This window comes from Glycomyces albidus, assembly GCF_009451885.1.
Lineage (GTDB): Bacteria > Actinomycetota > Actinomycetes > Mycobacteriales > Micromonosporaceae > Glycomyces > Glycomyces albidus.
The window spans coordinates 1-21,788 of record NZ_WIAO01000026.1; the positions used below are offsets into that span (position 1 = coordinate 1).

At 74.0% G+C, this 21,788-nt stretch carries 20 protein-coding genes; 12 read left to right on the forward strand and 8 right to left on the reverse strand.

From position 1 onward, the window contains the following. Together GFD30_RS18680 and kdd are read right to left on the reverse strand one after the other, a co-directional pair. Positions 1-327 (reverse strand): lysine 5,6-aminomutase subunit alpha TIM-barrel domain-containing protein (locus tag GFD30_RS18680; RefSeq protein ID WP_322633393.1); only part of this gene is annotated, 327 nt, incomplete at its 3' end. After that, entirely contained in the window at positions 324-1,376 is a 1,053-nt protein-coding gene (kdd, locus tag GFD30_RS18685; protein WP_153026708.1) for an L-erythro-3,5-diaminohexanoate dehydrogenase, read from the reverse strand. The genes kdd and GFD30_RS18680, both read right to left, overlap by 4 nt. A gap of 170 nt (positions 1,377-1,546) precedes the next feature. Between kdd and GFD30_RS18690 the strand changes: the two genes are divergently transcribed. Together GFD30_RS18690 and GFD30_RS18695 are read left to right on the forward strand one after the other, a co-directional pair. Continuing rightward, on the forward strand, positions 1,547-3,019 hold the full coding sequence (locus GFD30_RS18690) for a KamA family radical SAM protein (RefSeq protein WP_322633394.1): 1,473 nt from the start codon (positions 1,547-1,549) through the stop codon (positions 3,017-3,019). Continuing rightward, a complete protein-coding gene (locus tag GFD30_RS18695; protein WP_153026709.1) occupies positions 3,016-3,855 on the forward strand; it encodes a BKACE family enzyme in 840 nt (279 codons plus the stop codon). Before GFD30_RS18690 ends, GFD30_RS18695 begins: the two co-directional genes overlap by 4 nt. A gap of 128 nt (positions 3,856-3,983) precedes the next feature. Here GFD30_RS18695 and GFD30_RS18700 read toward each other — a convergent pair whose 3' ends face one another. Further along, a complete protein-coding gene (locus tag GFD30_RS18700) occupies positions 3,984-4,541 on the reverse strand; it encodes a DinB family protein (protein ID WP_153026710.1) in 558 nt (185 codons plus the stop codon). A gap of 80 nt (positions 4,542-4,621) precedes the next feature. Continuing rightward, complete coding sequence (locus GFD30_RS18705; RefSeq protein WP_153026711.1) at positions 4,622-4,927, reverse strand: hypothetical protein; 306 nt, start codon at positions 4,925-4,927, stop codon at positions 4,622-4,624. A 177-nt stretch (positions 4,928-5,104) separates the two neighbouring features. Here GFD30_RS18705 and GFD30_RS18710 point away from each other — a divergent pair, with 177 nt between their 5' ends. The 5 genes from GFD30_RS18710 to GFD30_RS18730 all read left to right on the forward strand — a co-directional run bounded on the left by GFD30_RS18710 (position 5,105) and on the right by GFD30_RS18730 (position 11,488). Then, positions 5,105-6,754, forward strand: a complete 1,650-nt coding sequence (locus GFD30_RS18710) for an ABC transporter transmembrane domain-containing protein (protein WP_153026712.1) — start codon at positions 5,105-5,107, stop codon at positions 6,752-6,754. Positions 6,755-6,780: 26 nt separating this feature from the next. Continuing rightward, positions 6,781-8,529 carry an ABC transporter ATP-binding protein gene (locus GFD30_RS18715; protein ID WP_153026713.1) on the forward strand — a complete coding sequence of 583 codons (1,749 nt, stop codon included), beginning with the start codon at positions 6,781-6,783 and terminating at the stop codon, positions 8,527-8,529. A 75-nt stretch (positions 8,530-8,604) separates the two neighbouring features. Then, entirely contained in the window at positions 8,605-9,396 is a 792-nt protein-coding gene (locus tag GFD30_RS18720) for an SDR family NAD(P)-dependent oxidoreductase (RefSeq protein WP_153026714.1), read from the forward strand. A gap of 87 nt (positions 9,397-9,483) precedes the next feature. Next, positions 9,484-10,116 (forward strand): hypothetical protein, encoded by a 633-nt coding sequence (locus GFD30_RS18725; RefSeq protein ID WP_153026715.1) that lies wholly within the window; start codon positions 9,484-9,486, stop codon positions 10,114-10,116. Between the two features lie 259 nt (positions 10,117-10,375). Then, complete coding sequence (locus GFD30_RS18730) at positions 10,376-11,488, forward strand: hypothetical protein (RefSeq protein ID WP_153026716.1); 1,113 nt, start codon at positions 10,376-10,378, stop codon at positions 11,486-11,488. Between the two features lie 10 nt (positions 11,489-11,498). Here the strand turns inward: GFD30_RS18730 and GFD30_RS18735 are convergent, their stop codons facing one another. After that, a complete protein-coding gene (locus GFD30_RS18735) occupies positions 11,499-12,710 on the reverse strand; it encodes a serpin family protein (protein ID WP_153026717.1) in 1,212 nt (403 codons plus the stop codon). Beyond that, positions 12,707-13,900 (reverse strand): serpin family protein, encoded by a 1,194-nt coding sequence (locus GFD30_RS18740; RefSeq protein ID WP_153026718.1) that lies wholly within the window; start codon positions 13,898-13,900, stop codon positions 12,707-12,709. Before GFD30_RS18740 ends, GFD30_RS18735 begins: the two co-directional genes overlap by 4 nt. 174 nt (positions 13,901-14,074) lie before the next feature. Between GFD30_RS18740 and GFD30_RS18745 the strand changes: the two genes are divergently transcribed. Next, the gene (locus GFD30_RS18745) at positions 14,075-16,012 is read left to right on the forward strand and encodes an elongation factor G (protein ID WP_153026719.1); all 1,938 of its coding nucleotides are present in this window, start codon (positions 14,075-14,077) and stop codon (positions 16,010-16,012) included. Here the strand turns inward: GFD30_RS18745 and GFD30_RS18750 are convergent. Next, a complete protein-coding gene (locus GFD30_RS18750; RefSeq protein WP_153026720.1) occupies positions 15,979-16,926 on the reverse strand; it encodes a GlxA family transcriptional regulator in 948 nt (315 codons plus the stop codon). The two genes, GFD30_RS18745 and GFD30_RS18750, sit on opposite strands and share 34 nt — an antisense overlap. 124 nt (positions 16,927-17,050) lie before the next feature. Here GFD30_RS18750 and GFD30_RS18755 point away from each other — a divergent pair, with 124 nt between their 5' ends. Continuing rightward, entirely contained in the window at positions 17,051-17,938 is an 888-nt protein-coding gene (locus tag GFD30_RS18755; protein ID WP_153026721.1) for an NAD-dependent epimerase/dehydratase family protein, read from the forward strand. A gap of 140 nt (positions 17,939-18,078) precedes the next feature. Here GFD30_RS18755 and GFD30_RS18760 read toward each other — a convergent pair whose 3' ends face one another. Continuing rightward, positions 18,079-18,795 carry a GNAT family N-acetyltransferase gene (locus GFD30_RS18760; protein ID WP_153026722.1) on the reverse strand — a complete coding sequence of 239 codons (717 nt, stop codon included), beginning with the start codon at positions 18,793-18,795 and terminating at the stop codon, positions 18,079-18,081. Between the two features lie 168 nt (positions 18,796-18,963). Here GFD30_RS18760 and GFD30_RS18765 point away from each other — a divergent pair, with 168 nt between their 5' ends. From GFD30_RS18765 to GFD30_RS18775, 3 genes are read left to right on the forward strand one after another with little or no spacing between them, the layout of a single operon-like run. Then, positions 18,964-20,139 carry an NAD(P)/FAD-dependent oxidoreductase gene (locus GFD30_RS18765; protein ID WP_407649099.1) on the forward strand — a complete coding sequence of 392 codons (1,176 nt, stop codon included), beginning with the start codon at positions 18,964-18,966 and terminating at the stop codon, positions 20,137-20,139. Then, positions 20,136-20,393: a (2Fe-2S)-binding protein gene (locus GFD30_RS28030; protein ID WP_322633396.1), complete on the forward strand. Its 258-nt coding sequence runs from the start codon at positions 20,136-20,138 to the stop codon at positions 20,391-20,393. The genes GFD30_RS18765 and GFD30_RS28030 overlap by 4 nt, the downstream gene beginning before the upstream one ends. Beyond that, positions 20,390-21,760 (forward strand): FAD/NAD(P)-binding oxidoreductase, encoded by a 1,371-nt coding sequence (locus tag GFD30_RS18775; protein ID WP_322633397.1) that lies wholly within the window; start codon positions 20,390-20,392, stop codon positions 21,758-21,760. The genes GFD30_RS28030 and GFD30_RS18775 overlap by 4 nt, the downstream gene beginning before the upstream one ends. Positions 21,761-21,788 lie beyond the last annotated feature (28 nt).

The following is a 21,788-nucleotide window of genomic DNA, read 5'->3' on the forward strand; positions in this document are numbered from 1 at the left end:
GGCGGGCAGCGCGAAGCGGGCGCCGCCCGCGGCGGCCGCGTGGGCGAGGCGTTCGAGGTCGGGGAAGTCCTTGAGCGCGTGGAAGACCGGGAGGGTGATGCCGTGCTCGATGCCGACCTGGTCGCGGACGGCGTCGGCGAGTCGGTTGACCCAGGGGATGCCGTCGGGGTCGGCGCCGGTGAGTCCGGCGAGGCGGAGGGTGGCGCGTTCGACGGAGACGGTGGTGTGGCTGCGTGCGAGGTCCACGACGGGCTGGGCGGCGGTGGCGGCGAGGCGGCGGGCGCGGGCGACGAGGTCGGCGTCGAGGGGCATGAGCGGGGTGGTCATGCGTGCACTCCTCCGATGCGGGCGGTGAACAGCTCTTTGAGGCGCGGGTGGGCGTTCATGAGGTGGAGCGCGTAGTCGGCGTGGCCGGGGACGTAGCCGTTGCCGATGAGCATCTCGACGTCGGCGGCGAGTCCTTCGGCGCCGAGGGCGGCCTGCGGGAAGGAGGTGGCCATGGAGAAGAAGACGACGGTGCCGCCGGTGGCGGTGGCGAGGATGGCGCCGTGTTCGCAGCCGGGGACGTCGACGCAGACGACGGTGACGTCGGCGCCGCGGCCGCCGAGCGCCTCGTTCACCGCTTCGGCGAGGCCGAGGGGGTCGGTGGCGTCGGCGACGGCGATCGCGTCGGCGAGGCCGAGGCGCCGCATCTGGGCGGCTTCGATCTCGTCGCGGACGACGGCGAGGACGGTCGCGGCGCGGGCGTCCTTGGCGGCGGCGAGGGAGAGGGACCCGGACTTGCCGGCGGCGCCGAGGACGGCGACGGTGGGTGCGGAGTGGTAGCGGCGGGAGACGACGCGGCGGACGAGGGCGGGGGCGCCGCAGACGTCGAAGACGGCGAGGGCGAGGTGTTCGGGGAGGTCGTCGGGGAGGGGGGCGGCGATGGAGCGGCCGAAGAGGATGGCGGTTCCGGCGGCGGGGACCTGCTCGGACAGGCCGTCCCAGCGGGCCAGGCCGTCGGTGATGCGCAGCGGGGTGAGGGTGAGGGAGACGAGGGTGGCGACCTTCTGGCCGGTCTTGAGGCCGAGCGGGGAGCGGGGGCCGACGGCGTCGACGGTGCCGATGAGCATGCCGCCGGAGCCGGTGACGGGGTTCTGCATCTTGCCGCGGGCTTCGATGATGGCGAGGACCTCGGCGCGGACGGCGTCGCCGTCGCCGCCGTGCTTGCCGTGGAGCTGCCGGTAGGAGGCGGCGTCGAGGTTGAGGCGCTCGACGCTGATGCGGACCTCGTCGTCGGCGATCTCGGGGTCGGGGTCGAGCCGGTCGGCCGCTTGTGGCAGCGCTCCGGCGGGGCTGACGACTCGGTGCGATCCGACGGGTGAGCCTGTCGACATCGTTGCCGCCCTTCTTCGCTCTGTTGTGGCTGAAAACAAGGAGTTGATCGAATCTCAATATGCGAGACCTAGCGAGCAACTGTAACGGAAGGTTATCCTCGTCACAAGGCGGTCTACCCCCGTCTGCGACGTCTCTCCGGGCCGAACATCCCGGACATGGAGGTGAGAACGTGGCCGATCGACCATACGAGGCGACAGCGCCCGTAGTGATCGAGCAGCCGTACCAGTACCGGCGCCGCCGGCTGGTCGAGCCGGACTGGACGCGGTTCCCCGGCTGGGCGGACGTGACGGAGGCCGACTGGGCTTCGGCGCAGTGGCAGCGCGCGCACTGCGTCAAGAACGTGAAGCAGCTTCGCGCGGTCCTGGGCGACCGGCTCCACGACTCGTTCTACGAGGACCTGGAGGCCGACGTCGCGCAGTCGGCGACGATGTCGATGCTGCTGCCCCCGCAGATGCTCAACACGATGGTCCCCGCGGTCGAGGAGACCGGCGCGGGCTCGTGGACCGATGCGTTCTACGCCGACCCGGTCCGCCGCTACATGCTCCCGGTCGCCTCCGATCGGCACCCCGACTGGCCCTCCCACCCCTTCGCGACCCGCGACTCCCTGCACGAGCACGACATGTGGGCGGTCGAGGGCCTGACCCACCGCTACCCCACCAAGGTCCTCGCCGAGCTGCTCTCGACCTGCCCCCAGTACTGCGGACACTGCACCCGCATGGACCTCGTCGGCAACTCCACCCCCACGGTCGACAAGCGGCGGCTCGCCCTGAAGCCGGTCGACCGGCAGACGGCGATCCTCGACTACCTCCAGAAGCACCCGGGCGTACGGGACGTGGTCGTCTCCGGCGGCGACGTGGCGAACCTGCCGTGGCGCCAGCTCGAGTCGTTCCTGGAGCGGCTCCTGGAAGTGGAGACGATCCGCGACATCCGCCTGGCCACGAAGGCGCTCATGGGCCTGCCGCAGCACTGGCTCCAGGACGAGATCGTCGACGGGATGGGGCGCATCGCCAAGACCGCCGCCGACCGGGGCGTGAACCTCGCGATCCACACGCACGTCAACCACGTCAACTCGGTGACCCCGGCGGTGGCGAGGGCCGCGGCCGCGATGCTCGACGCTGGCGTGCGCGACGTGCGCAACCAGGGCGTGCTCATGCGCGGCGTCAACGACACCCAGGCCGACCTGCTCGACCTGTGCTTCGCGCTCCAGGGCGAGGCGAACATCCTGCCGTACTACTTCTACATGTGCGACATGATCCCCAACGCCGAGCACTGGCGGACCTCGGTCGCGCAGGCGCAGGACCTCCAGACCGCGATCATGGGCTACCTGCCCGGGTACGCGACCCCGCGGATCATCTGCGACGTCCCGATGGTCGGCAAGCGGTGGGTCCACCAGCTCTCCGAGTACGACCGGGAGCTGGGGATCTCGTATTGGACGAAGAACTACCGGACCTCGCTGGAGGCCGACGACCCGGACGCGCTGACGCGCCGGTACCCGTTCTACGACCCGATCGACACGCTGCCGAAGGCCGGGCAGGAGTGGTGGCGGAACATGCACCCGCCGGTCCAGGCCCGGGAGGCCGGGAACGCGGCCGCGGTCAAGTCCCGGGAGGCCGCGGCCCGCCAGGACGCGGAGGTCGGATGACCGGGACGCTCATCACGGTGGCGCCCACCGGGGCCGAGGTCGACAAGGCCGCGGTCCCGGCGCTCCCGGTGACGCTCGACGAGCTGGTGGCGACCGCGGTGAAATGCGAGCAGGCGGGCGCCTCGATCATCCACGTGCACCTGCGCGACGACGCCGCCAAGCCGACGCTCGACCCGGTTCGACTGCGCGATGCCGTTGCGGCCCTTCGGGAGTCGACGGACCTGATCGTGCAGCTCTCGACGGGCGGATCGGTGCGCGACGGCGAGGCGGCCCGCCTCGCGGTCCTCGACGCCGAACCGGACATGGCCTCCTGCACGATGGGCACCGTGAACTTCGGCGACGACGTGTTCACCAACCGCTGGGAGTTCGTGGTGCGGCTGCACGAGCGGATGCGGGAGCTCGCGGTCGTGCCCGAGTACGAGCTGTTCGACCTCGGGCACCTCGCGGCGCTGGAGCGGCTGCTCGACCAGCACGGCCTGCCGTTCGGCGAGCACGTGCACGTCGACTTCGTGCTCGGCGTCCCCGGCGGGGCCGCGGGCGACGCGTCCACGGTGACCGCGTTCGCCGAAGGCGTCCGCCGGTACCTGCCCTCGGGGACCACGTTCTCCGCCACGGGCATCGGGAGGACGACCCTGCCGGTCATGTTCGCGTCGCTCGCGCACGGCGGGCACCTGCGGGTCGGCATGGAGGACACCGTGTCCTTCGCGCGGCGCCGGCCGGTCACGGGCAACGACGAGCTGGTCGCGCGCGCCGCCGAGGCCGCGGCGCTGGCCCAGCGCCCGGCGATCACCACGGTCGAGGCGCGCAAGCTCCTGCGGATGCGCGACGCCGACTAGGTCGGCGACGAGGGGCCCGGCCGTATCGCGGCCGGGCCCCTCGAGTGTCGCCCGCGGGGCTCGGCCGAGCGGCGTCCACGTCGCGAGGTCCTGGCGATCGCCGGGGACGCGCCCGGCAGGCCCAGCCCCTAGAACCTCGCCCGGTAGAGGTCTCGGAGCAGGCAGATCTCGGCGCCGTGGGCCATGGTCTCGCGGTTGAGGTGGAGGAGCAGCGCGCCCATGGAGTCCTTCGCGAACGGTCCTCCCTTGGGGCCCAAGGGGGCTTCGAAGGCCTCGTCGCTGAGGGCGGCGACGGCGCCGTGCCAGTGCCGGTAGGAGCGTTCGAGGGTGGCGATCGCCTCGCCGGCGGTGGCGGGGAGCGGTTCGGGCCACAGGCGGCGGTCGAACATGCCGGCGTCCTCGAGGCCCTCGTGGGGTCCGAAGTAGGCGCGGGCGCGGATGCCGAGGACGTCGCGGGCGACGTGGATCATCCGCCAGGCGATGGTGGTGACCGGCGGCGGAACGGGCGCCGGGTCCGCCTCGTCCATCACCAGCGCGCCCGACTCGTCGGGACGCAGGGTCCAGCAGCCGTCGACCGGCTCCCAGAGGTACTCCTCGTCGGTCAGGCCCTCGAGCCGGGGACGCAGGTGGAAGTCCCAGTAGAACTCGAGCTGCCCGAGGACGGCTTCACGCCAGTTCACGCTCATGGCCTCGACCTTATGGCAGGGCACCGACACGCGGTCGGGCCCGGCCGCGGCGCGACCGGGCCCTTGCTCCGCGCTCCGCGCTAGTCCGCCGCCCTCCAGCGGCGGCCGAAGCCCGTCAGGACACCGCCGATCAACAGGTACACCAGAGCGGCGAGACCGTAGTTGACGACGGCTCTCACCTTCGGGTCGTCGATGGTGAACATGTCCCGGAACAGCCAGGAGAACCAGTTCGCCAAGTCCGCGATGAACGCGACCAGGGGATTGCCGGCGTTGGCTTCGAGCAGCACGAAGGCGAGGTGCAGCAGGATGATCAGGGCGATGAGCCCGAACACGATCGAGATGACGTGCGCGATCAGCGAATTGTGCCGCGTCGCTACGTAAGGCATGACCACTCCCTCCACATCGGCAGTCGATGTTGGACAGGGGAGTTTCCCGGACGCCTCGGTCCCAAACGGGATCACCGCAGGTTGGAACAGGTGCGCACTCGAGTGGAGGAATGCACCGTTTCGGGCGTGCCGCTCGGCGGATGCCGCACTGCCGGTCGGCAGGTAAGCTTGCGTCCCATGCCCCCTGAACCCCGGCCGCTCACACCGATGCGGCTGTTCCTCCGGCAGGCGCGACCGAACCGGACGCGGCTGGTGCTCGGCTTCCTCTTCTACGCGGGCGCGTCGTGCACCTCGATGCCGCAGCTCTGGATCGTCGGGAAGGTCATCGACGAAGGGCTCATCGCCCGCTCGACCCGCGACTTCGCGATCTGGCTCGCGGCGGCCGCCGCCCTGGTCGTCATCCAGCCCATCCTGTGGGCCAACGGGTTCCGGCAGTTCTCCACGGTCGAGGCGCGCAACCAGCGCGCGCTGGTGCGGGACCTGACCGACCGGCTCAACCGCTCCGGTGCGGCCGTGCGCGACCGGGTCTCCGCCGGCGAGCTGCTCAACCTGCCGAGCGAGGACGCCCGGCGCGCGGCCCGGGCGGTCAGCGACGCCGGGTTCTTCTTCAACACGCTCGTGATGTTCCTGGTCGGCTCGGCACTGGTGTGGTCGATCCACCCGCTGCTGGGCGTCGTCATCGTCAGCGGCAGCATGGTCACGGCGATCATCGCGGGGCCGCTGCTCGGGCGGCTCCAGTCGCGCCAGTCGGACTACCGGGCCCGCATCGGCGACCTCTCCGCGCACGCCGCCGACATCGTCGGGGGCCTGCGGGTCCTGCGCGGCATCGGCGGCGACCTGCTCTTCGCCGCCCGGTACCGGGAGCGCTCGGACGTGCTGCGCCGCAAGGGGTACGAGGTCGCGGGCGCGAGCTCGTGGATCTACGCGCTGCGGCACTCGATGCCGATCGTGTTCGTCGCGATCATCACCTGGGTGGGCGCGCTCCTGGCCGCCGGCGGGGCGATCACCATCGGCGGGCTGGCCGCGGCGTTCAGCTTCGCGACGATCTTCATCGCGGTCTCGGGCAACTTCATCGGCACCTCGCAGTACCTCGTCGCGGCGTGGGTGGCGGCCAAGCGGATCGTGCGGGTCCTGCGGATCGAGCCGGACCTCGCCGACGCCGGCACCGCGCGGGGCGGGGGCGGCGAGCTGCGCGACCCCGAATCGGGCCTGGCCGTCCCGGTCTCGGGCCTCACCGTGGTCGTGACCGCCGAGACCGCGCCCGCGGCCGAGGCGTGCGAGCGGCTCGCGCGCTACCGCGACTCGGAGGCGGTCTGGGGCGGCCGGCCCCTCGACGAGTACGCGCTCGACGAGGTGCGGTCGCGGATCATGCTGCTCACCGACGAGGACCACCTGTTCACCGGGACGCTCGCCGAGACGATGCGCGTCCCCGAAGCCGAAGCGCACCAGGCGATCGAGGCCGCGTGCGCCGACGACGTCGCCTCGCAGGGCATGGACCTCGTGGTCGAGGAGGGCGGCCGGAACCTCTCGGGAGGGCAGCGGCAGCGGCTGCGCCTGGCCAGGGCGCTCGCGGCGCGACCGGAGACGCTGCTGGCCGTCGAGCCGACCTCGGCCGTCGACGCCCACACCGAGTCGCTCATCGCCGCGAGGGTCGCCGGGTTCCGGGCCGGACGGGCGACGCTCGTGGTCACGACCTCGCCGCTGTGGCTCGCGCACGCCGACCGGGCCGTGTGGATGGTGGAGGGGAAGGTCCACGCGGTCGGGACCCACGCCGACCTCCTGGCCGAAGCCGACTACCGCCGACTCGCCTCCCACAGCGCCGACTGACCCGGCCCGTCGAAAGAGAAGGACGCATGAGCACCATCGAAACCGCCCCGGTGCAGGGCCGGCTGCCGGTCGCGGAGCCCGCCGCGGTCCGCAGGGCCGTGGGGCGGCTGCTCGCGGCCGACCCGCGGCGCGCCTCGGCCGTCCTGCTGCTGTACCTGTTCGCGGCCGCGTTCAGCGTGTCCGTGCCGATCCTCCTCGGGAAGGTCGTCGACGGCATCGGGGCGGGCTGGAGCACCGGGCAGGTGAACCTCGTGTGCGCGGTGATCCTGGGGTGCGTGTGCGTCCAGTTCGTGCTCAGCCGGCTCGGGCGCCTCGCCGGGTACCGGTTCGGCGAGCGCGCCGCCGCGCGGCTGCGCGAATCGGTCGTGGAGCGGGTCCTGTCGCTGCCGCTCGGACAGGTCGAGCGGGCCGGGCGCGGGGACCTCGGCACCCGGACCTCGTCCGACGTCAACGTCGTCGCGGACATGCTGCGCGACAACGGGCCCTCGGTCGCGACCCTCGTCATCGAGGTGGTCGTGCTGTACATCGCCACGTTCGTCGCCAGCCCGGTCCTCGGGCTCGTGGCGCTGGTGACGGTGCCGCCGCTGTACCTGAGCGCGCGCCGCTACCTGCGGCGGGCGGCCCCGGCGTTCCTGGAGCAGCGGGCGGCCATGAGCGAGGCGGCCGAGACGATCAGCGCCTCCGGCGCGGGCGCGAGGACCGTGGAGTCCCTGGCGATGCAGGAGGAGCGGCGCGAGCTCGGCTACCGCCGCGGTCAGTCCATGATGGACCGGATGCTGCGGGTGGTCGGGCTCCAGACGGACTTCTTCACGATCCTGCTCATGATCAACCGCGGCCAGCTCGTCATCGTCACGCTCGCCGCCGGGATCTGGTACTTCCAGGGCGGGCTCACCCTCGGCACCGCGATCGCCGCCATCACCGTCACGGTGCGGATCGCCAACCCCACCAACGGGGTCATGACCCAGCTCGGCGAGTTCCAGCAGGGCGCGGCCGCGCTCGCGCGCATCGAAGGGGTCAACCTGATCCCGGAGGAGCCGAGGCGGGCCGCACCGCGGGGATCGGACCTGCGCCTGGACGGCGTGACGTTCGGGTACGGCGACGGCCCCGACGTCCTCCACGGCCTCAGCCTCCACCCCGCGCCCGGCGAGCGGCTCGTCGTGGTCGGACCCTCCGGGGCCGGGAAGTCCACGATCGCCAGGCTCCTCGCCGGCATCGACAAGCCCCGCTCGGGGACCGCGACCCTCGGCGGCGTGCCCGTGTACGACATCGGCGTCGAGGAGCTGCGGCGGCACGTCGTCCTCGTGACGCAGGAGCACTACGTGTTCTCGGCGTCCCTGCGGGACAACCTGATCCTGGCCGCGCCCGACGCCGGCGACGACCGGCTGCGGGACGCGCTGCGCCGCGTCGACGCCCGCTGGGCCCTCGACGAGGGACTCGACACGATGCTCGGCGACGAGCACCGCAAGCTCACCACCGCGGAGGCGCAGCAGATCGCGCTCGCCCGCGTCGTCATCGCCGACCCCGACATCGTCATCCTCGACGAGGCCACCGCCGGCATCGACCCCGCCAGCGCGGGGAACGTCGAGGCCGCGCTGGCCGCGGCCCTCGCGGGCCGCACGGTCGTCGCGATCGCCCACCAGCTCCAGGCGGCGCGGTCGGCCGACCGGATCGCGGTCGTGGAGCGCGGCCGGATCGCCGAGGCGGGCACGCACGAGGAGCTGCTCGCCGCGGGCGGGGTGTACGCCGGCCTCTGGCATGCGTGGCAAGGCGAATGAGCGTTCCGGGTTTGACGGCGGCCCCTGCGGGGTTACGCTTCCTGGTCGCTGCAGGCAGTCTCGGGAGGATCGCTGATGGAGGCGAACAGTGGGGTCGTCGTCGTGACCGGCGGCGGGCAGGGTGTGGGCCGCGCGATCGCCGAGCGGCTGCTGGCCGACGGCACCGGCGTGGTGGTCGTGGAACTGCGCGAGGAGGCGGTGGCCTGGCTGCGGCCGTTCGCCGCCTCGGGACGGGCCCGCGCGGTCGTGGGCGACGCGGGCCGGGACGAGGTCGCGGCGCGGGCAGCGGAGCGGGCCGCCGAGATCGGGACGCTCACCGGGTGGGACAACAACGCGGCGGTGTTCCGCGACGCGTGGCTGCACGAGGACGGCGGCGGGCCGGTCGCCGACCTGATCGGGGCGAACCTCCGGCCGTGCCTGGCCGGGTCGGCCGCCGCGGTCGCGTCGTTCCGGGCCGCGGGCACCGCGGGCGCGATCGTCAACGTCTCGTCGCACCAGGCGCAGCGGGCCGTCGGCGGGGCCCTGCCCTACGCCACGGCGAAGGCCGCGGTCGAGGGCCTGACCCGGGCGCTCGCGGTCGACTACGGGCCCTGGGGGATCCGCGTCAACGCGGTCGCGCTCGGCTCGATCCGGACCGAACGCATGGCGTCGATGCTGGAAGAGGCCACCGAGGCCGAACGCGCGGCCTCGGACCGGGCCATGCGGGAGCTGCATCCGCTCGGCCGGCCGGGGCGGGCCGAGGAGGCGGCCGACGTGGTGGCGTACCTGCTGTCGGACCGCGCGTCGTTCGTGTCCGGCGCGGTGGTCCCGGTCGACGGCGGCCGGGCCGCGCAGGGCGCCGACCCGGAGGCGCGGCGCCTCGACTGAGGTGCGCGTTCCGGCCCGGCCGGCGAGGCCGGCGGGCCGCCAAGACTTCGGGTTTCGTCGATGCCTTGGAAGGGTTACCCTCCGGGCATGTCATCACGAACCCCCGTAACCGGTGAGGACGTCCTGGAGGCGGTGGCGCTCACCGCGGTCGCGCTCCGGGAGGGCGACGCGCGGGCCTGGGACGACCAGGCCGGTCCCATGGAGATGAGCTGCTGGGATGCGTTGGAGCACTTGCACAACGCGCTGTTCTCGTACGCGCTGCGGCTCGCGCCGCCGATCCCGTGGATGCCGGGGCGGCCCACGATCGTGTGGGACCGGCCGGGCGAGCTGCCGCTGCCGATCGCGTACGACCGGAGCGAGGGCCCGGAGGCGGGCGTCGAGGTGCTGACGATGATGGGCGGCCTGGTCGCGGCCACTGTGGATGCGCGGGCGCCGGCCGAGCGCTCCTGGCACGTCTGGGGCGTGGCGGACCCGGAGGGGTTCGCCGCGATGGGGGTCGTGGAGACGCTCGTGCACGCCTTCGACCTGACGCAGGGGCTCGGGGTCGCGTTCGAGGCGCCGGAGGACCTGGCGGCGAAGGGGCTGGCGCGGCTGTTCCCGGAGGCGCCGCTCGACACGGACCCGTGGCGGACCCTGCTGTGGGCCACCGGGAGAGGCGAACTGGAGGGGTTCGAGCGGCGCGGCCCGGACTGGGCCTGGCACTCGGCGCCGCTGGACTAGGACGGAGGTGACCGGCGACGGGTGCGGGGTCGGCACCGGGCCTCGTGCCGCGTCCGTCGATGACCGATCGATGACGGTGCCGTGGCGGTCGTCCCCATCGTGTGCTGGTGACCCGATATCGTGCACGCGACGCGTTCGCGGATGGCACCGTCGAAGCCGGTCGCCGGGTCGGCGTCCGTCGCGCCGCCCCGGCGCCGGTGCTCCCGAGCCCGGTGTGCTCCGGCAACCCGCCCCTCCGACGAGCCCCCTTGGAATGGTGATGGACGACCCCCGACCGGCCGAGCTCCGCGGCCGCCGCCCGATCCTCGTCGCCGCCGTCGCCGTCGGCACGCTCACGATGTGCGCGACCTTCGCCGGGTCCGTGGTCAACCTGCTCACCGGTCCGGCCGCGCTCGCGATCGCCGCCACCGGGGCGGTGCTGGCGGGCATGGCCTCGATCATCGCGACCATCGTGTCCGGGCCGGCGGCGGGCGAGCGGTCCGAGCGGCGCGCGCCCGCGGCGTGGAACTGGCTCGACGTGGCCCGCCATCCGCTCGAGGCCGTCCGCAACATCCGCCTGCCGCTCGCGTGCGCCCTCGCCGTCGCCGGAGCGATGACCGCCCCCGAGGCGATCCTCGCGCCGCTCCCGCTGCGGGGCTTCGCGGCGGAGCACGCCGCGACGCTGCTGCCGGTCGTCACGGGCGCCTGGGTGCTCCTCATCGCCATGGTCGCGCAGGGCTGGAACCTGACCTGGGACGGCGCCGAGCCGCGCCAGAAGGGCGCCGGCCTCGACGCGCTCGTCACCTACACCGTCGCCGCCGGGCTCGGCTTCTGGATCGGGACCGTCGCCCAGACCTACCTCGGCCTGCTGGTGGCGGCCGCGGCGATGCTGGTCCTCACCGCCGTCGCCGGCCGGATCGAGGACGACTACTACGCCAAGGGCCCGCTGCCGTTCGTCCTGTCCGCGGCGGCCATCGCGGCGACCGCGTTCGCGGCCTGGCACTCCGGTTTCGGTCCCTTCGGGACGGTGTTCGCGGGCATGGGCGCGACCATGGCGGTGACCTTCCCGGCGGCGATCCGCGGCAGGCACCCGAAGTTCGAGGCGGGCATCCTCGAGTTCGTGCCCCTGGTCGGGGTCGGCCTGCTCGGTCTCGACGGCCGCCCCTGGTGGTTCGCCGTCGCGGTCCTGCTGTTCGCCGCCGGCGTCGTGAACTCCGGCGGCGACGACGAGTCCCGCGACGCCCCCGACTTCGGGCAGGGCGCCCGCTTCGTCGCCCGCTGGTTCGGCCCGCTCAAGCCCCTCGCGGTCCTGTACGTCGTCCTCACGCCGGCCGCCTCGCTGTACGCGGGCGTGGCGATGGCCTTTCCGCAGCTCGGCTGGGAGCTGCCCTGACCGGCGCGGGTCAGGCGGCGAGCGCGGGGGCCGCGATCCACCCGGCGACGAGCACCAGGCCGGTGGGGCGGTGGACGGCGAGATAGGCGAAGGGCCGGTCGAAGACCACGTCGGTGCGGACGTGCGGGTACTGGGTCATCGGCGGCGCCGAGCCGAAGAGCGCCATGCCGATCGCGGTGACGGCCGCCGCTTCGAATCCGGTGGCGCCGAACCGGGCGGTGCACGACTGCCTGGCCTGGCTGACGTAGAGCTTCCTGGCGGTGAGCCGGTCGAACTGCGCACCGTACCGGTCGCTCGCCCGGACGAGGCCCAGCGCGGGAGCGTCGCGGATCAGGTCGAGGTCGTCGGACACGTCGAACGCGGCCGTGGTGACTCCGATCTCGGGACCGGTCTGCGGGGCGGAGCCCATGTACTCGTAGGCGTGGACGCCGATCGCGCGCTCCCCCGGTGCGAGCCCGGCGGCCGATCGGCCCCACGCCGGGTCGACGGCGTCGATGAGCGCGTCCACGACCGCGTGCGGGGCGAGGTCGTCGCGGCCGAGTCCGAGGAGGACGTCGACGTCGTCGCCGCCGCGGACGGTGAGGACCGTGGCGTCGTCGCTGATGCGCAGGACGTCCTCGTGGTAGGTGGCGCGGAGGATGCGCGGCTGTGCGAGGTCCTTCCAGGGGCCGCGTTCGAAGGGCGTGAACGTCGTCTCCTCGAACGCGGTGCGCCACTCGGTGCGGACCAGCAGGGCGCTTGCGAGGACGAGCTCGATCGGCACGGGGGCGTCGAGGTCGATCGGCATGGCGTCGATGAGGCCGTCGGTGCGGTCCGAGGCCCACCGGTCGAGGGCGGCCTTGTCGGCGGCGTTGTCGCCGGTGAGGGAGCCGATCGAACCGGACGGGAGGCCCGCGGCCCAGTCGGGGTCGAGGACGACGCCCGGGCCGGCCCAGATGCCGAGGGCGACGTTCAGCGCGGACGAGGAGCGGTCGGCAGGAGCGCCGTCGAAGAGGGCGCGAGGGAGGGCCGCGGCCCGGTCGGCGTCGACGCCGAGGGCGGCGAGGAGTTCGTCGCGCGTCTCGCCGACCGCGCCGGTCGAGAGCATCGCGAGCAGCGGCCAGATGCCGAGTCCGGAAGCGGCCGAGGGGATCTCGTCGCGGGCGGCGAACCAGCGGCGGGTGAGGGCGTTGGCGGCGGCGACGTCGGCGGGCGAGAGGGCGTCCTGCAGGGCGAGGGTCATGCGGTCTCCGGTTCGCGGACCCACCCGGCGACGAGCACGAGTCCGGTGGGTCGGTGGCGGGCGAGGTAGGCGAAGGGCCGGTCGAAGGTGATGCGGGCTTGGACGTGGCGGTGCTTGAGCTTGGGGACGCCGGCGGCGCGGGCCATGGCCATGGCGGTGATGGCGGCGGCTTCGAATCCGGTGGCGCTGAAGACGGCCGTGCAGGTCTGCTTCGCCTGGGAGACGAAGACCGGTTCGGCCGCAAGGCGGTCGAAGCGGGCGCGGTCGCGGTCGGAGGCGGAGACGAGGCCGAGCGCGGCGGCGTCGTCGGCGAGGTCGAGGTCGGCGGTGACGCGGAAGCGGACGGTGTCGACGGCGGTCTCGGGGCCGGTCTGCGGCCGCATCGACTGGTACTCGGCGACCTCGACGCCGACGGCCCGCTCCCCCGGCCGCAGGTCGGTCGCCGAGCGGCCCCAGCCGGGGTCGGCGGCGTCGAAGAGGGCCTCGATCACGGCGTGCGGGGCGAGGTCCTCGCGACCCAGGCCGAGGAGGACGTCGATGCCGCCGTCGCCGGCGAGCGTGACCACGGAGGCGTCGGGGCCGACGCGCAGGACGTCGCCGAGCGTGGCGGACAGGCCCCTGACCTGGCCGAGCCCGGCCCACGGGCCGGTCTTGAAGGAGCGGCGGTGGTCGGTGAACGGCACGGCCCAGGTGGTCGCGACCGAGAGGGCGCCGGCGAGGACGAGGTCGACGGGCTGCGTGAAGTCGAGGGGCATGCGGTCGATCAGGCCGCGGGTGCTGCGGGCGGCCCAGTCGTCGAGGGCGGCCTTGTCGGCGGCGGGGTCGCCGGTGAGGGAGCCGACGGCGCCGGCGGGGAGGCCGGCGGTCCACTCGGGGTCGAGGGTGACGCGCCTGCCGGCCCAGACGGCGATGGCCGCGCCCAGCGCGGGCGCCTCGCGGACGGCGGCCAGGAGTGCCGAGGGGACCGCGGCGGCCCGGTCGGCGCCGATGCCGGCGGCGGCGAGGAGTTCGTCGCGGGTCTCGCCGACCGCGCCGGTGGCGAGGATCGCGATCAAGGGCCAGATGCCGAGTCCGGAAGCGGCCGAAGGGATCTCGCGGCGGGCGGCGAGCCAGCGCCGGGTCAGGCCGTTGGCGGCGGCGACGTCGGCGTCGGTCAGCGCCCGCTGGAAGGTGTCCTCGCTCGTGCCCATGGTGCGGAGCCTAACGCGGGGCCGCCACGCCGGAAAACCGGTTGCGCGATCCGCCGGGCGTCCCTAATGTCGCCGGTGAGACGGTTCCGAGACGAGTCAGAGAGGGGTCCGACATGCGCCGGACTTCAGAGTTCACCCAGCGATTCCAGCCGAACTCTTCTCTGAGGACCATCATTGCCTTTTCTCAATCTCGGGATTCTCGCCCACGTCGACGCCGGTAAGACCAGCCTGACCGAGCGGCTGCTGTTCAACGCGGGCATCATCGACCGGGTCGGCAGCGTCGACTCCGGGAGCACGCAGACCGACTCGATGGAGTTGGAGCGCCGCCGCGGGATCACGATCCAGTCGGCCGTCGTCGCGTTCCGACTGGGCGGCGTCACCGTCAACCTCATCGACACGCCGGGCCACACCGACTTCATCGCCGAGGTGGAGCGGGCGCTGCGCGTGCTCGACGGCGCGGTCCTGGTGGTCTCCGCGGTCGAGGGCGTGCAGGCCCAGACGCGGGTCCTGTTCCGCACGCTGGAGCGGCTCGGCGTGCCGACGCTCCTGTTCGTCAACAAGATCGACCGGCGCGGCGCCCGCGAGGCGGACCTCCTGGAGGACCTCGCGACGATGCTCAGCCCGCGGCTGCTCCCGATGGGGACGGTGCGGGCGATCGGCTCCGCCGAGGCGGAGGCCGTGCCGTTCCGGTTCGGCGACCCCGCGTTCGCCGAGCGGGCCGCAGATCTGCTCTCGGCCGGTTCGGACGACTTCCTCGCGGCCTACCTCGAACGGCCCGAGGCGCTCGACTACGAATCGGAGCTGGCGGCGCAGGTCCGCGCCGGCGCGGTGCACCCGGTGTACTTCGGGTCGGCCGTCACCGGCTCGGGGGTCGCGGCGCTGACCGAGGGCGTCCGGCGCTACCTGCCGGTCCCCCACGGTGATCCGGACGCTGAGGCGCGCGGGCTGGTGTTCAAGGTCGAGCACACGAACCAGAAGATCGCGTACGTGCGCCTGCACGCGGGCCGGATCGGGCCGCGGGACGTGCTGACGGCGTACCGCCGCGGCGAGTACGGCGCGGTCGAGTCCCACGAGGGCAAGGTGACGTCCGTGGAGGTCTTCGACCACGGCACGGCCACCGTCCTGGGCGAGGCCGTGCCCGGTTCGATCGCGAAGGTGAAGGGCCTCGGCGACATCCGGATCGGTGACGCGATCGGATCCCCGGACGGCCTGGCGAGCGGCGGGCTGTTCACGCCGCCGACGCTGGAGACGGTGGTCCGCCCGGCCGACCCGAACGACCGGGTCCCGCTCAACCGGGCGCTGCTGAGCCTCGCCGAGCGCGACCCGCTGGTCGACCCGCACCTGGACGAGCTGTCCGAGGAGATGGCGGTGCGCCTCTACGGCGAGGTCCAGAAGGAGGTCGTGGCCTCGCTCCTCGACGAGGAGTTCGGCATCGGGGTCGAGTTCGAGGAGACCCGCGCGATCCACGTCGAGCGTCCGGTTCGGACGGTCACGGCCCTGCACGAGATGGGCCCGTGGCAGCAGACGTCGAACGTCGCGACCGTGGGGCTGCGCCTGGAGCCGGGCGAGCCGGGTTCGGGCCTGCACTACGGGCTCGAGGTGGAGCGCGGCTCGCTGACGCGGGCGCTGCGGAACGCGGTCGAGGAGGGCGTCCACGCGTACCTGCGGCGGGGCCTGTACGGCTGGGCGGTCACCGACTGCCGGGTGTGGCTGACGGCGACCGGGTACATCGGCCGCACCAGCACGGCCGCGCACTTCCGCGACACGACGATGTTCCTGCTCGATGAGATGCTCAGGGAGTCGGACACCGTGGTGTGCGAGCCGGTCAACCGCTTCCACGTCGAGTTCCCGGCGGGGACGGGCAACGCCGTGCTGAAGGCGCTCGGCGAGGCGCGCGCGGACATCAAGGGCCAGTTCTCGACCGAGACCACCGGGTACGTGTCGGGCTTCATGCCGACCGAGGCGGTCCACGGCGTCGAGCGCCGCCTCCCGGGCATCACCGAGGGGCTCGCCCTGTTCACCACCGAGTTCGCCGAGTACCGCCCGGTGTACGGCCCGCCGCCCCGGCGCGGCGGCGTTCACGCCGGGGAGCGGGTGAACGAGGCGCGGTAGGCGCTCGGTGTGAGCCCGAGGCGGCGGGTCATGTGCTGGCGCAGCGATTCGGCGGAGCCGAACCCGCTGCGCCGGGCGACCTGGTCGACGGTGAGGTCGGTGGCCTCGAGGAGTTCGCGGGCGCGGTGGAGCCGCTGCTGGAGGAGCCACTGGAACGGGGTCATGCCGGTCTCGGCGGTGAAGCGGCGCGCGAGGGTCCGCACGCTCATGCGGGCTTCGCGTGCCAGGTCGTCGAGGGAGATCGGGCGGTCGAGTCGCCCGAGGGCCCAGACGCGGGCCTCGGCGAGGGGCGATCCGGTGTCGGGCGGCAGCGGCGTGTCGACGAACTGGGCCTGCCCGCCTTGGCGCACGGGGGTGACGACGGCGGCGCGGGCGGCCGTGTTCGCCGCCGCCGCGCCGTAGTCGATGCGGATGAGGTGGAGGCACAGGTCGATCCCGGCGGCGGAGCCGGCGCCGGTGAGGATCTGCCCGTCGTCGACGAAGAGCACGTTCGGGTCGACGTCGACGGCCGGGCGGGCGCGGCGCAGCTCGTCGGCGAGCGCCCAGTGGGTGGTGGCGCGGCGGCCGTCGAGGAGCCCGGCGCGGGCGAGGACGAACGCGCCGGAGCAGATCGAGGCGATCCGCTTCCCGGCCGCGGCCGCGTCCCGCAGGGCGTCGAGGACGGCCTCGGGCGGGTCGTGGCGGCTGCCGGTGGAGGGGACGACGACCGTGTCGGCGGTGTCGAGGGCCTCGAGTCCCGCGGTGATGGCGATGCCGATGCCGCCGGAGGCCGCGATGACGCCGGGTTCGGGCGTGCAGACCGTGACGTCGTAGCCGGGCCGGCCTTCGATGACGGTGTCCTCGAACAGGGTCGAGGGCATCGAGAGGTCGAAGGCCTTGGCCGGGGGGACGGCGAGAACCGCGATGCTGCGCATGGCTGAATCCTTGGGGAGTATGGCGTTCAGGCCACTAGGCTACCCGCGCGGCGCGGCGCAGGATTGGATCCGCGGCGGGGCCCCACCGCTTTCCTTTACGGACACAAGCGAATGGAGCATTCCCATGGCAGAGCGAGTCATCATCGGACGCGGGGCGGTCGCCGTCGCGACCGCCAGGCGCCTGGCCGCGAGCGGCGACCGGGTCCGGATGGTCTCCCGCAGCGGCGGCGGGCCCGACGGCGTCGAGCGGATCGCCCTCGACGCGACCGACACCCCGGCCCTCATCGAGGCGGTCCAGGGCGCGGACACCGTGGTCAACGCGGCCATGACCGCGTACCACACGTGGCCGGAGCTGATGCCGCCCCTGTTCGACTCGATCCTCACCGCGGCCGAGAAGGCCGGCGCCGACTACGTGATGCTCGGGAACCACTACGGGTACCGCCCCACCTCACCGGTGAGCGAGCGGACGCCGATGGAGCCGGTCACCCGCAAGGGGAAGGTCCGGGCCGAGCTGTGGCGGCGGGCGAAGGCCGCCCACGACGAAGGGCGCCTGCGCGTCACCGAGCTGCGCGCCGGCCAGTTCCTCGGACCGGGCGCGTACTCCCCCTTCAACCTTATGGTCGAGCCGAACGTCCTCAGAGGAGAGCTCGCGCTCGTGGACGGCAATCCCGACGCCCAGCACTCGTTCACGTACACCGAGGACGCCGCCGCCGCTCTGGTCGCCTTGGCGCGCAGCGAGACCGCGTGGGGCAGGGCGTGGCACGCGCCGGTCCTGACCGCCACGGTCCGCGAGGTCGCGACCCGGCTCGCGGAACTGCGCGGCGCCCCCGAGCCGCGGCTGGCGGAGCTGACCGAGCGGGAGGCGGCCCTGCTCGCGTTCACCGATCCCCTGTGGAGCGAGTTCGCGGAGATGGCGTACATGTCGTCGCGGCCGTACATCGTCGACGACGGCGACATCCGCGACGCGTTCGGCATCGGGGCGTCGCCGCTCGACACCGCCCTCGGGGCCTAGCACCGGTCCCGCAGGCGGGCAAGGCGGGTTCGAGTCCGCTGCGCGAATGCGCGCTCGCGGGCCTCACCGAGGCCGCGATGGCCTTCGGAAACCGCAGGCGCACCCGAAGACCCGGCTGGAGCGGGCGCTATCCGGCCCGTTCACCGGCTTCCTTGACCGCCGGTGAGCGGGCGTTCCGGCGCCCGCTCATCCGCGGTCCCCGAACCGCGCCCCTTCATCCGCGCCCCCCTGATCCGCGCGATGCGCTGCTCAAGGGCCGCTTCGGCTTCGGGCCACTCCTCCCGCACGATCGAGAACATCGCGGAGTCGCGGAGGAGGTCGTCCTCGCCGGGCGCCCAGGAGCGGGACCAGTTGCGCAGGACGCCTTCGAAGCGGGCGCCGACCGCTTCGATCGCCGCGCGGGAGCGGGCGTTGCGGGCGTCGGTCTTCAGGTCGACGCGGTCGACGCCGAGGGCGGTGAACGCGTGCCGGAAGAGCAGCAGCTTCGCCTCGGCGTTGACGCCGGTGCCCTGGGCGGAGGCACCGAGCCAGGTGAAGCCGACCTCCACGGCGTACAGGCCGCGCCCCGGGAGCGAGCGCGGGTCCCACAGCGCGGTCGCGCCGACGGCCCGGCCCGTGGCGGCCGCGATCTGCGCGTAGGGGGCGAGCCGGCCCTGGTCGCGGCGTTCGAGCTGCTGGTCGATGTAGTCGGCGACCTCGCCGGCCCGCGGCACCCACGTGAAGCCGTAGGGCGAGCGGTCCTCCTCGGCGGCCTCGGCGAGGTCGCCGGCATGGCGGCGGCCGAGGGGTTCGAGGCGCACCAGATCCCCTTCGAGGACCGGGCCGTCGAGGAGGGGGCCGTCGAGCGGATAAGCCATCGTGTCTCCTTCGTCGCCCGCCAGACTAGGAACGCAGGCGCCCAAGGGCAGCGGGGTTTTCACCATCCGGGAGCCGGACCGGCCGCGCGCAGACGTCCGGAATGCGCATATCCGGGGCGCGATCGGGCATACTGTCACCCGGCCGTAGTGAGGACGGGGGTGAGTCCGATCGAATCCGCCGACGTGGTCGTGGTGGGCGCCGGGATCATCGGCGCCGCCTGCGCCGAGGCGCTGAGCCGGGCCGGGCGGCGCGTGCTCGTGGTCGACCGGGGCGCGCCGGCGGGGGCGACCACCGCCTCCGGTGAAGGCAACGTGCTGCTGTCCGACAAGGCCCCCGGCCCCGAACTGGCGCTGGCGCTCGCGGCCCGGCGCCGCTGGCCGGCGCTCCTGGAGTCGCTGCGCGGCGAACTGGGCGACCTCGCCGACGTCGAGTGGGAGGCCAAGGGCGGCTTGGTGGTCGCCACCAGCCCCGACTCGGTCGGCTCGCTGCGGATCATCTCCGACGCGCAGCGCGAGGCCGGCGTCGAAGTCCACTCCCTCGGACCCGAAGGCGCCCGGAAGCTCGAACCGCACCTGACCGGGACGGTCACGGCCGCGGCGCACTACCCCGAGGACGCCCAACTGCACCCGGTGCTGGCGGCGACGGCGCTGCTCGCGGCCGTGCGCGCCCGCGGCGGCGCGGTGGTCGGCGGCGTGGAGGCGGACGGGCTCGTCGTCCGGGGCGGCAGGGTCGCCGGGGTGCGGATCGGCGGCGCGGCGGTGCCGTGCGGGGCGGTCGTGAACGCGTGCGGGCCCTGGGCCGGGCACTTCTCCGTGGCCGCGGGCGCACCGATCGAGGTCATGCCGCGGCGCGGCATGATCCTGGTGACCGCGCCGCTGCCGCCGCTGGTGCGCCGGAAGGTGTACGCCGCCGACTACGTCGCGGCCGTGTCGAGCGGGGACGTGGACCTGCAGGTGTCGACCGTGGTGGAGTCCACGGCGGCGGGCACGGTCCTCATCGGGTCGAGCCGCCAGCGCGTCGGGTTCGACGACTCGCTGGAGGTCGAGGTGCTGCGGCGGTTGGCGCGCAACGCGATCCGGTTGTTCCCGGTCCTCGAAGGGGTCCCGGTGATGCGCGCGTACGGCGGGTTCCGGCCGTACACGCCCGATCATCTGCCGGTGATCGGCGAGGACCCGCGGATGCGCGGGCTCTGGCACGCGAGCGGGCACGAGGGCGCGGGCATCGGGCTGGCGCCGGCGACGGGGCGGCTGCTCGCGGACCTGATGGACGGGCGGCGGCCCGAGGTGGACCCGGTCCCGTTCCGGGTGGACCGGCCGGCGCTGATGGCGGAGGTGCGCACGTGAGGGTGACTTGGGACGGCGAGGAGATCGAGGCCCGGGAGGGCCAGACGGTCGCGGCGGTGCTGACCGCGCGCGGCGTCCGGTCGTGGCGGACGACCCGCGTCGCGGGCCGCCCGCGGGGCCTGTTCTGCGGGATCGGGGTGTGCTTCGACTGCCTGGTGAAGGTGAACGGGGTGCCGGACGTGCGGGCCTGCCAGCGCGTGGTCGCGGACGGGGACGACATCCGGCCGCAGGCCGGGGCGGAGCTGCCGTCGTGAACCGGGTGGTGGTGATCGGGGCGGGCCCGGCGGGGCTGGCGGCGGCGCGGGCCGCCGCGGCGCTGGGGGTCGAGGTCGTGCTCGTGGACGCGGGGCCGAAGCTCGGCGGGCAGTACTTCCGGCAGGACGCGCTGGCGTCCGAGGACCGGTTCTCGTTCCCGGGCGGGGTCGAGCACGTGCCGGACGCGGCGGTGTGGGCGGTGGAGCCGATCCACGGCGGGCACCGGGTGCACCTGCGGATCGGCGCGGCGGACGATCCGTCGCGCACAGGCCGGGTGTTGGAGACGCGGGCGCTGGTGCTGGCCACGGGTGCGTTCGACCGGGTGCTGCCATTCCCGGGCTGGGACCTGCCGGGGGTGTTCACCGCCGGTGGGGCACAGGCGATGGCGAAGGGCCAGGGCGTCGCGGCGGGCGACCGGGTGCTGGTGGCCGGGACGGGTCCGTTCCTGCTGCCGGTGGCGTCGTCGCTGGCGGCCGCGGGCGCGCGGGTGGTCGAGGTCGCGGAGGCGAACGCGGCGGTGACGGGCTGGCTGTCGCGGCCGCGGGGCGTGTTCGCGGGCTGGCCGAAGCTGCCGGAGCTGGCGCGGCACGTCTCGGCGCTGGCGCGGCACCGGGTGCCGTACCGGTCGCGGACGGCGGTGGTGCGGGCGCACGGGTCCGAGTGGGTCGAGTCGGTGACGGTGGCGCGGCTGGACCGGGAGTGGACGCCGGTGCCGGGGTCGGAGCGGCGCGTCGAGGTGGACGCGGTGGCGGTCGGGTTCGGGTTCACGCCGCAGCTCGAGCTGGCGGTGGCGGCGCGGTGCCGGATCGAGGGCGGGTTCGTCGCGGTCGACGCGGCGCAGGGCACCTCGGCGCCGGGGGTGTTCGCGGCCGGGGAGGTGACGGGGATCGGCGGGGCGGACCTGGCGGCGTCCGAGGGTGCGGTGGCCGGTGCGGCGGCGGCGAAACGGCTCGGGGCGGTGGTGGATCCGCCGCTGGGGGCGATGGCGCGGGTGCGGTCGGGGCGGCGGTTCGCGGCGGCGCTGGAGGCGGCGTACCCGGTGCGGGGGGGCTGGACGGACTGGCTGCGGGACGACACGATCGTGTGCCGGTGCGAGGAGGTCGACTTGCGGCGGCTGATGTCGGCGGTCGACGAGCGGGACCTGGGCGGGGTGCGGTCGCTGAAGCTGGCGAGCGGCGCGGGACTGGGGCTGTGCCAGGGGCGGGTGTGCGGGCGGAACGTGGCCGAGCTGGCGGGTCTGGACGGTACGGCGTTCGCGCGGCGGCGGATCGCGTCGCCGCTGCGGCTCGGGGAGCTGGCGGAGGCGGAACCGGAGGCCGAGGCGGTCGAGGTGCCGGACCGCGCGCTGGGGCAGGACTTCGGGTAGGTCGCTGTCGCGCGGCGGCGGTCTTGAC

What these genes read in the sequence shown, in the direction of transcription:
- kdd (WP_153026708.1), bottom strand. Translation starts at nt 1,376, where the DNA reads ATGTCGACAGGCTCACCCGTCGGATCGCACCGAGTCGTCAGCCCCGCC.
- GFD30_RS18695 (WP_153026709.1), top strand. Translation starts at nt 3,016, where the DNA reads ATGACCGGGACGCTCATCACGGTGGCGCCCACCGGGGCCGAGGTCGAC.
- GFD30_RS18700 (WP_153026710.1), bottom strand. Translation starts at nt 4,541, where the DNA reads ATGAGCGTGAACTGGCGTGAAGCCGTCCTCGGGCAGCTCGAGTTCTAC.
- GFD30_RS18705 (WP_153026711.1), bottom strand. Translation starts at nt 4,927, where the DNA reads ATGCCTTACGTAGCGACGCGGCACAATTCGCTGATCGCGCACGTCATC.
- GFD30_RS18710 (WP_153026712.1), top strand. Translation starts at nt 5,105, where the DNA reads ATGCCCCCTGAACCCCGGCCGCTCACACCGATGCGGCTGTTCCTCCGG.
- GFD30_RS18715 (WP_153026713.1), top strand. Translation starts at nt 6,781, where the DNA reads ATGAGCACCATCGAAACCGCCCCGGTGCAGGGCCGGCTGCCGGTCGCG.
- GFD30_RS18720 (WP_153026714.1), top strand. Translation starts at nt 8,605, where the DNA reads ATGGAGGCGAACAGTGGGGTCGTCGTCGTGACCGGCGGCGGGCAGGGT.
- GFD30_RS18725 (WP_153026715.1), top strand. Translation starts at nt 9,484, where the DNA reads ATGTCATCACGAACCCCCGTAACCGGTGAGGACGTCCTGGAGGCGGTG.
- GFD30_RS18730 (WP_153026716.1), top strand. Translation starts at nt 10,376, where the DNA reads ATGGACGACCCCCGACCGGCCGAGCTCCGCGGCCGCCGCCCGATCCTC.
- GFD30_RS18735 (WP_153026717.1), bottom strand. Translation starts at nt 12,710, where the DNA reads ATGACCCTCGCCCTGCAGGACGCCCTCTCGCCCGCCGACGTCGCCGCC.
- GFD30_RS18740 (WP_153026718.1), bottom strand. Translation starts at nt 13,900, where the DNA reads ATGGGCACGAGCGAGGACACCTTCCAGCGGGCGCTGACCGACGCCGAC.
- GFD30_RS18750 (WP_153026720.1), bottom strand. Translation starts at nt 16,926, where the DNA reads ATGCGCAGCATCGCGGTTCTCGCCGTCCCCCCGGCCAAGGCCTTCGAC.
- GFD30_RS18755 (WP_153026721.1), top strand. Translation starts at nt 17,051, where the DNA reads ATGGCAGAGCGAGTCATCATCGGACGCGGGGCGGTCGCCGTCGCGACC.
- GFD30_RS18760 (WP_153026722.1), bottom strand. Translation starts at nt 18,795, where the DNA reads ATGGCTTATCCGCTCGACGGCCCCCTCCTCGACGGCCCGGTCCTCGAA.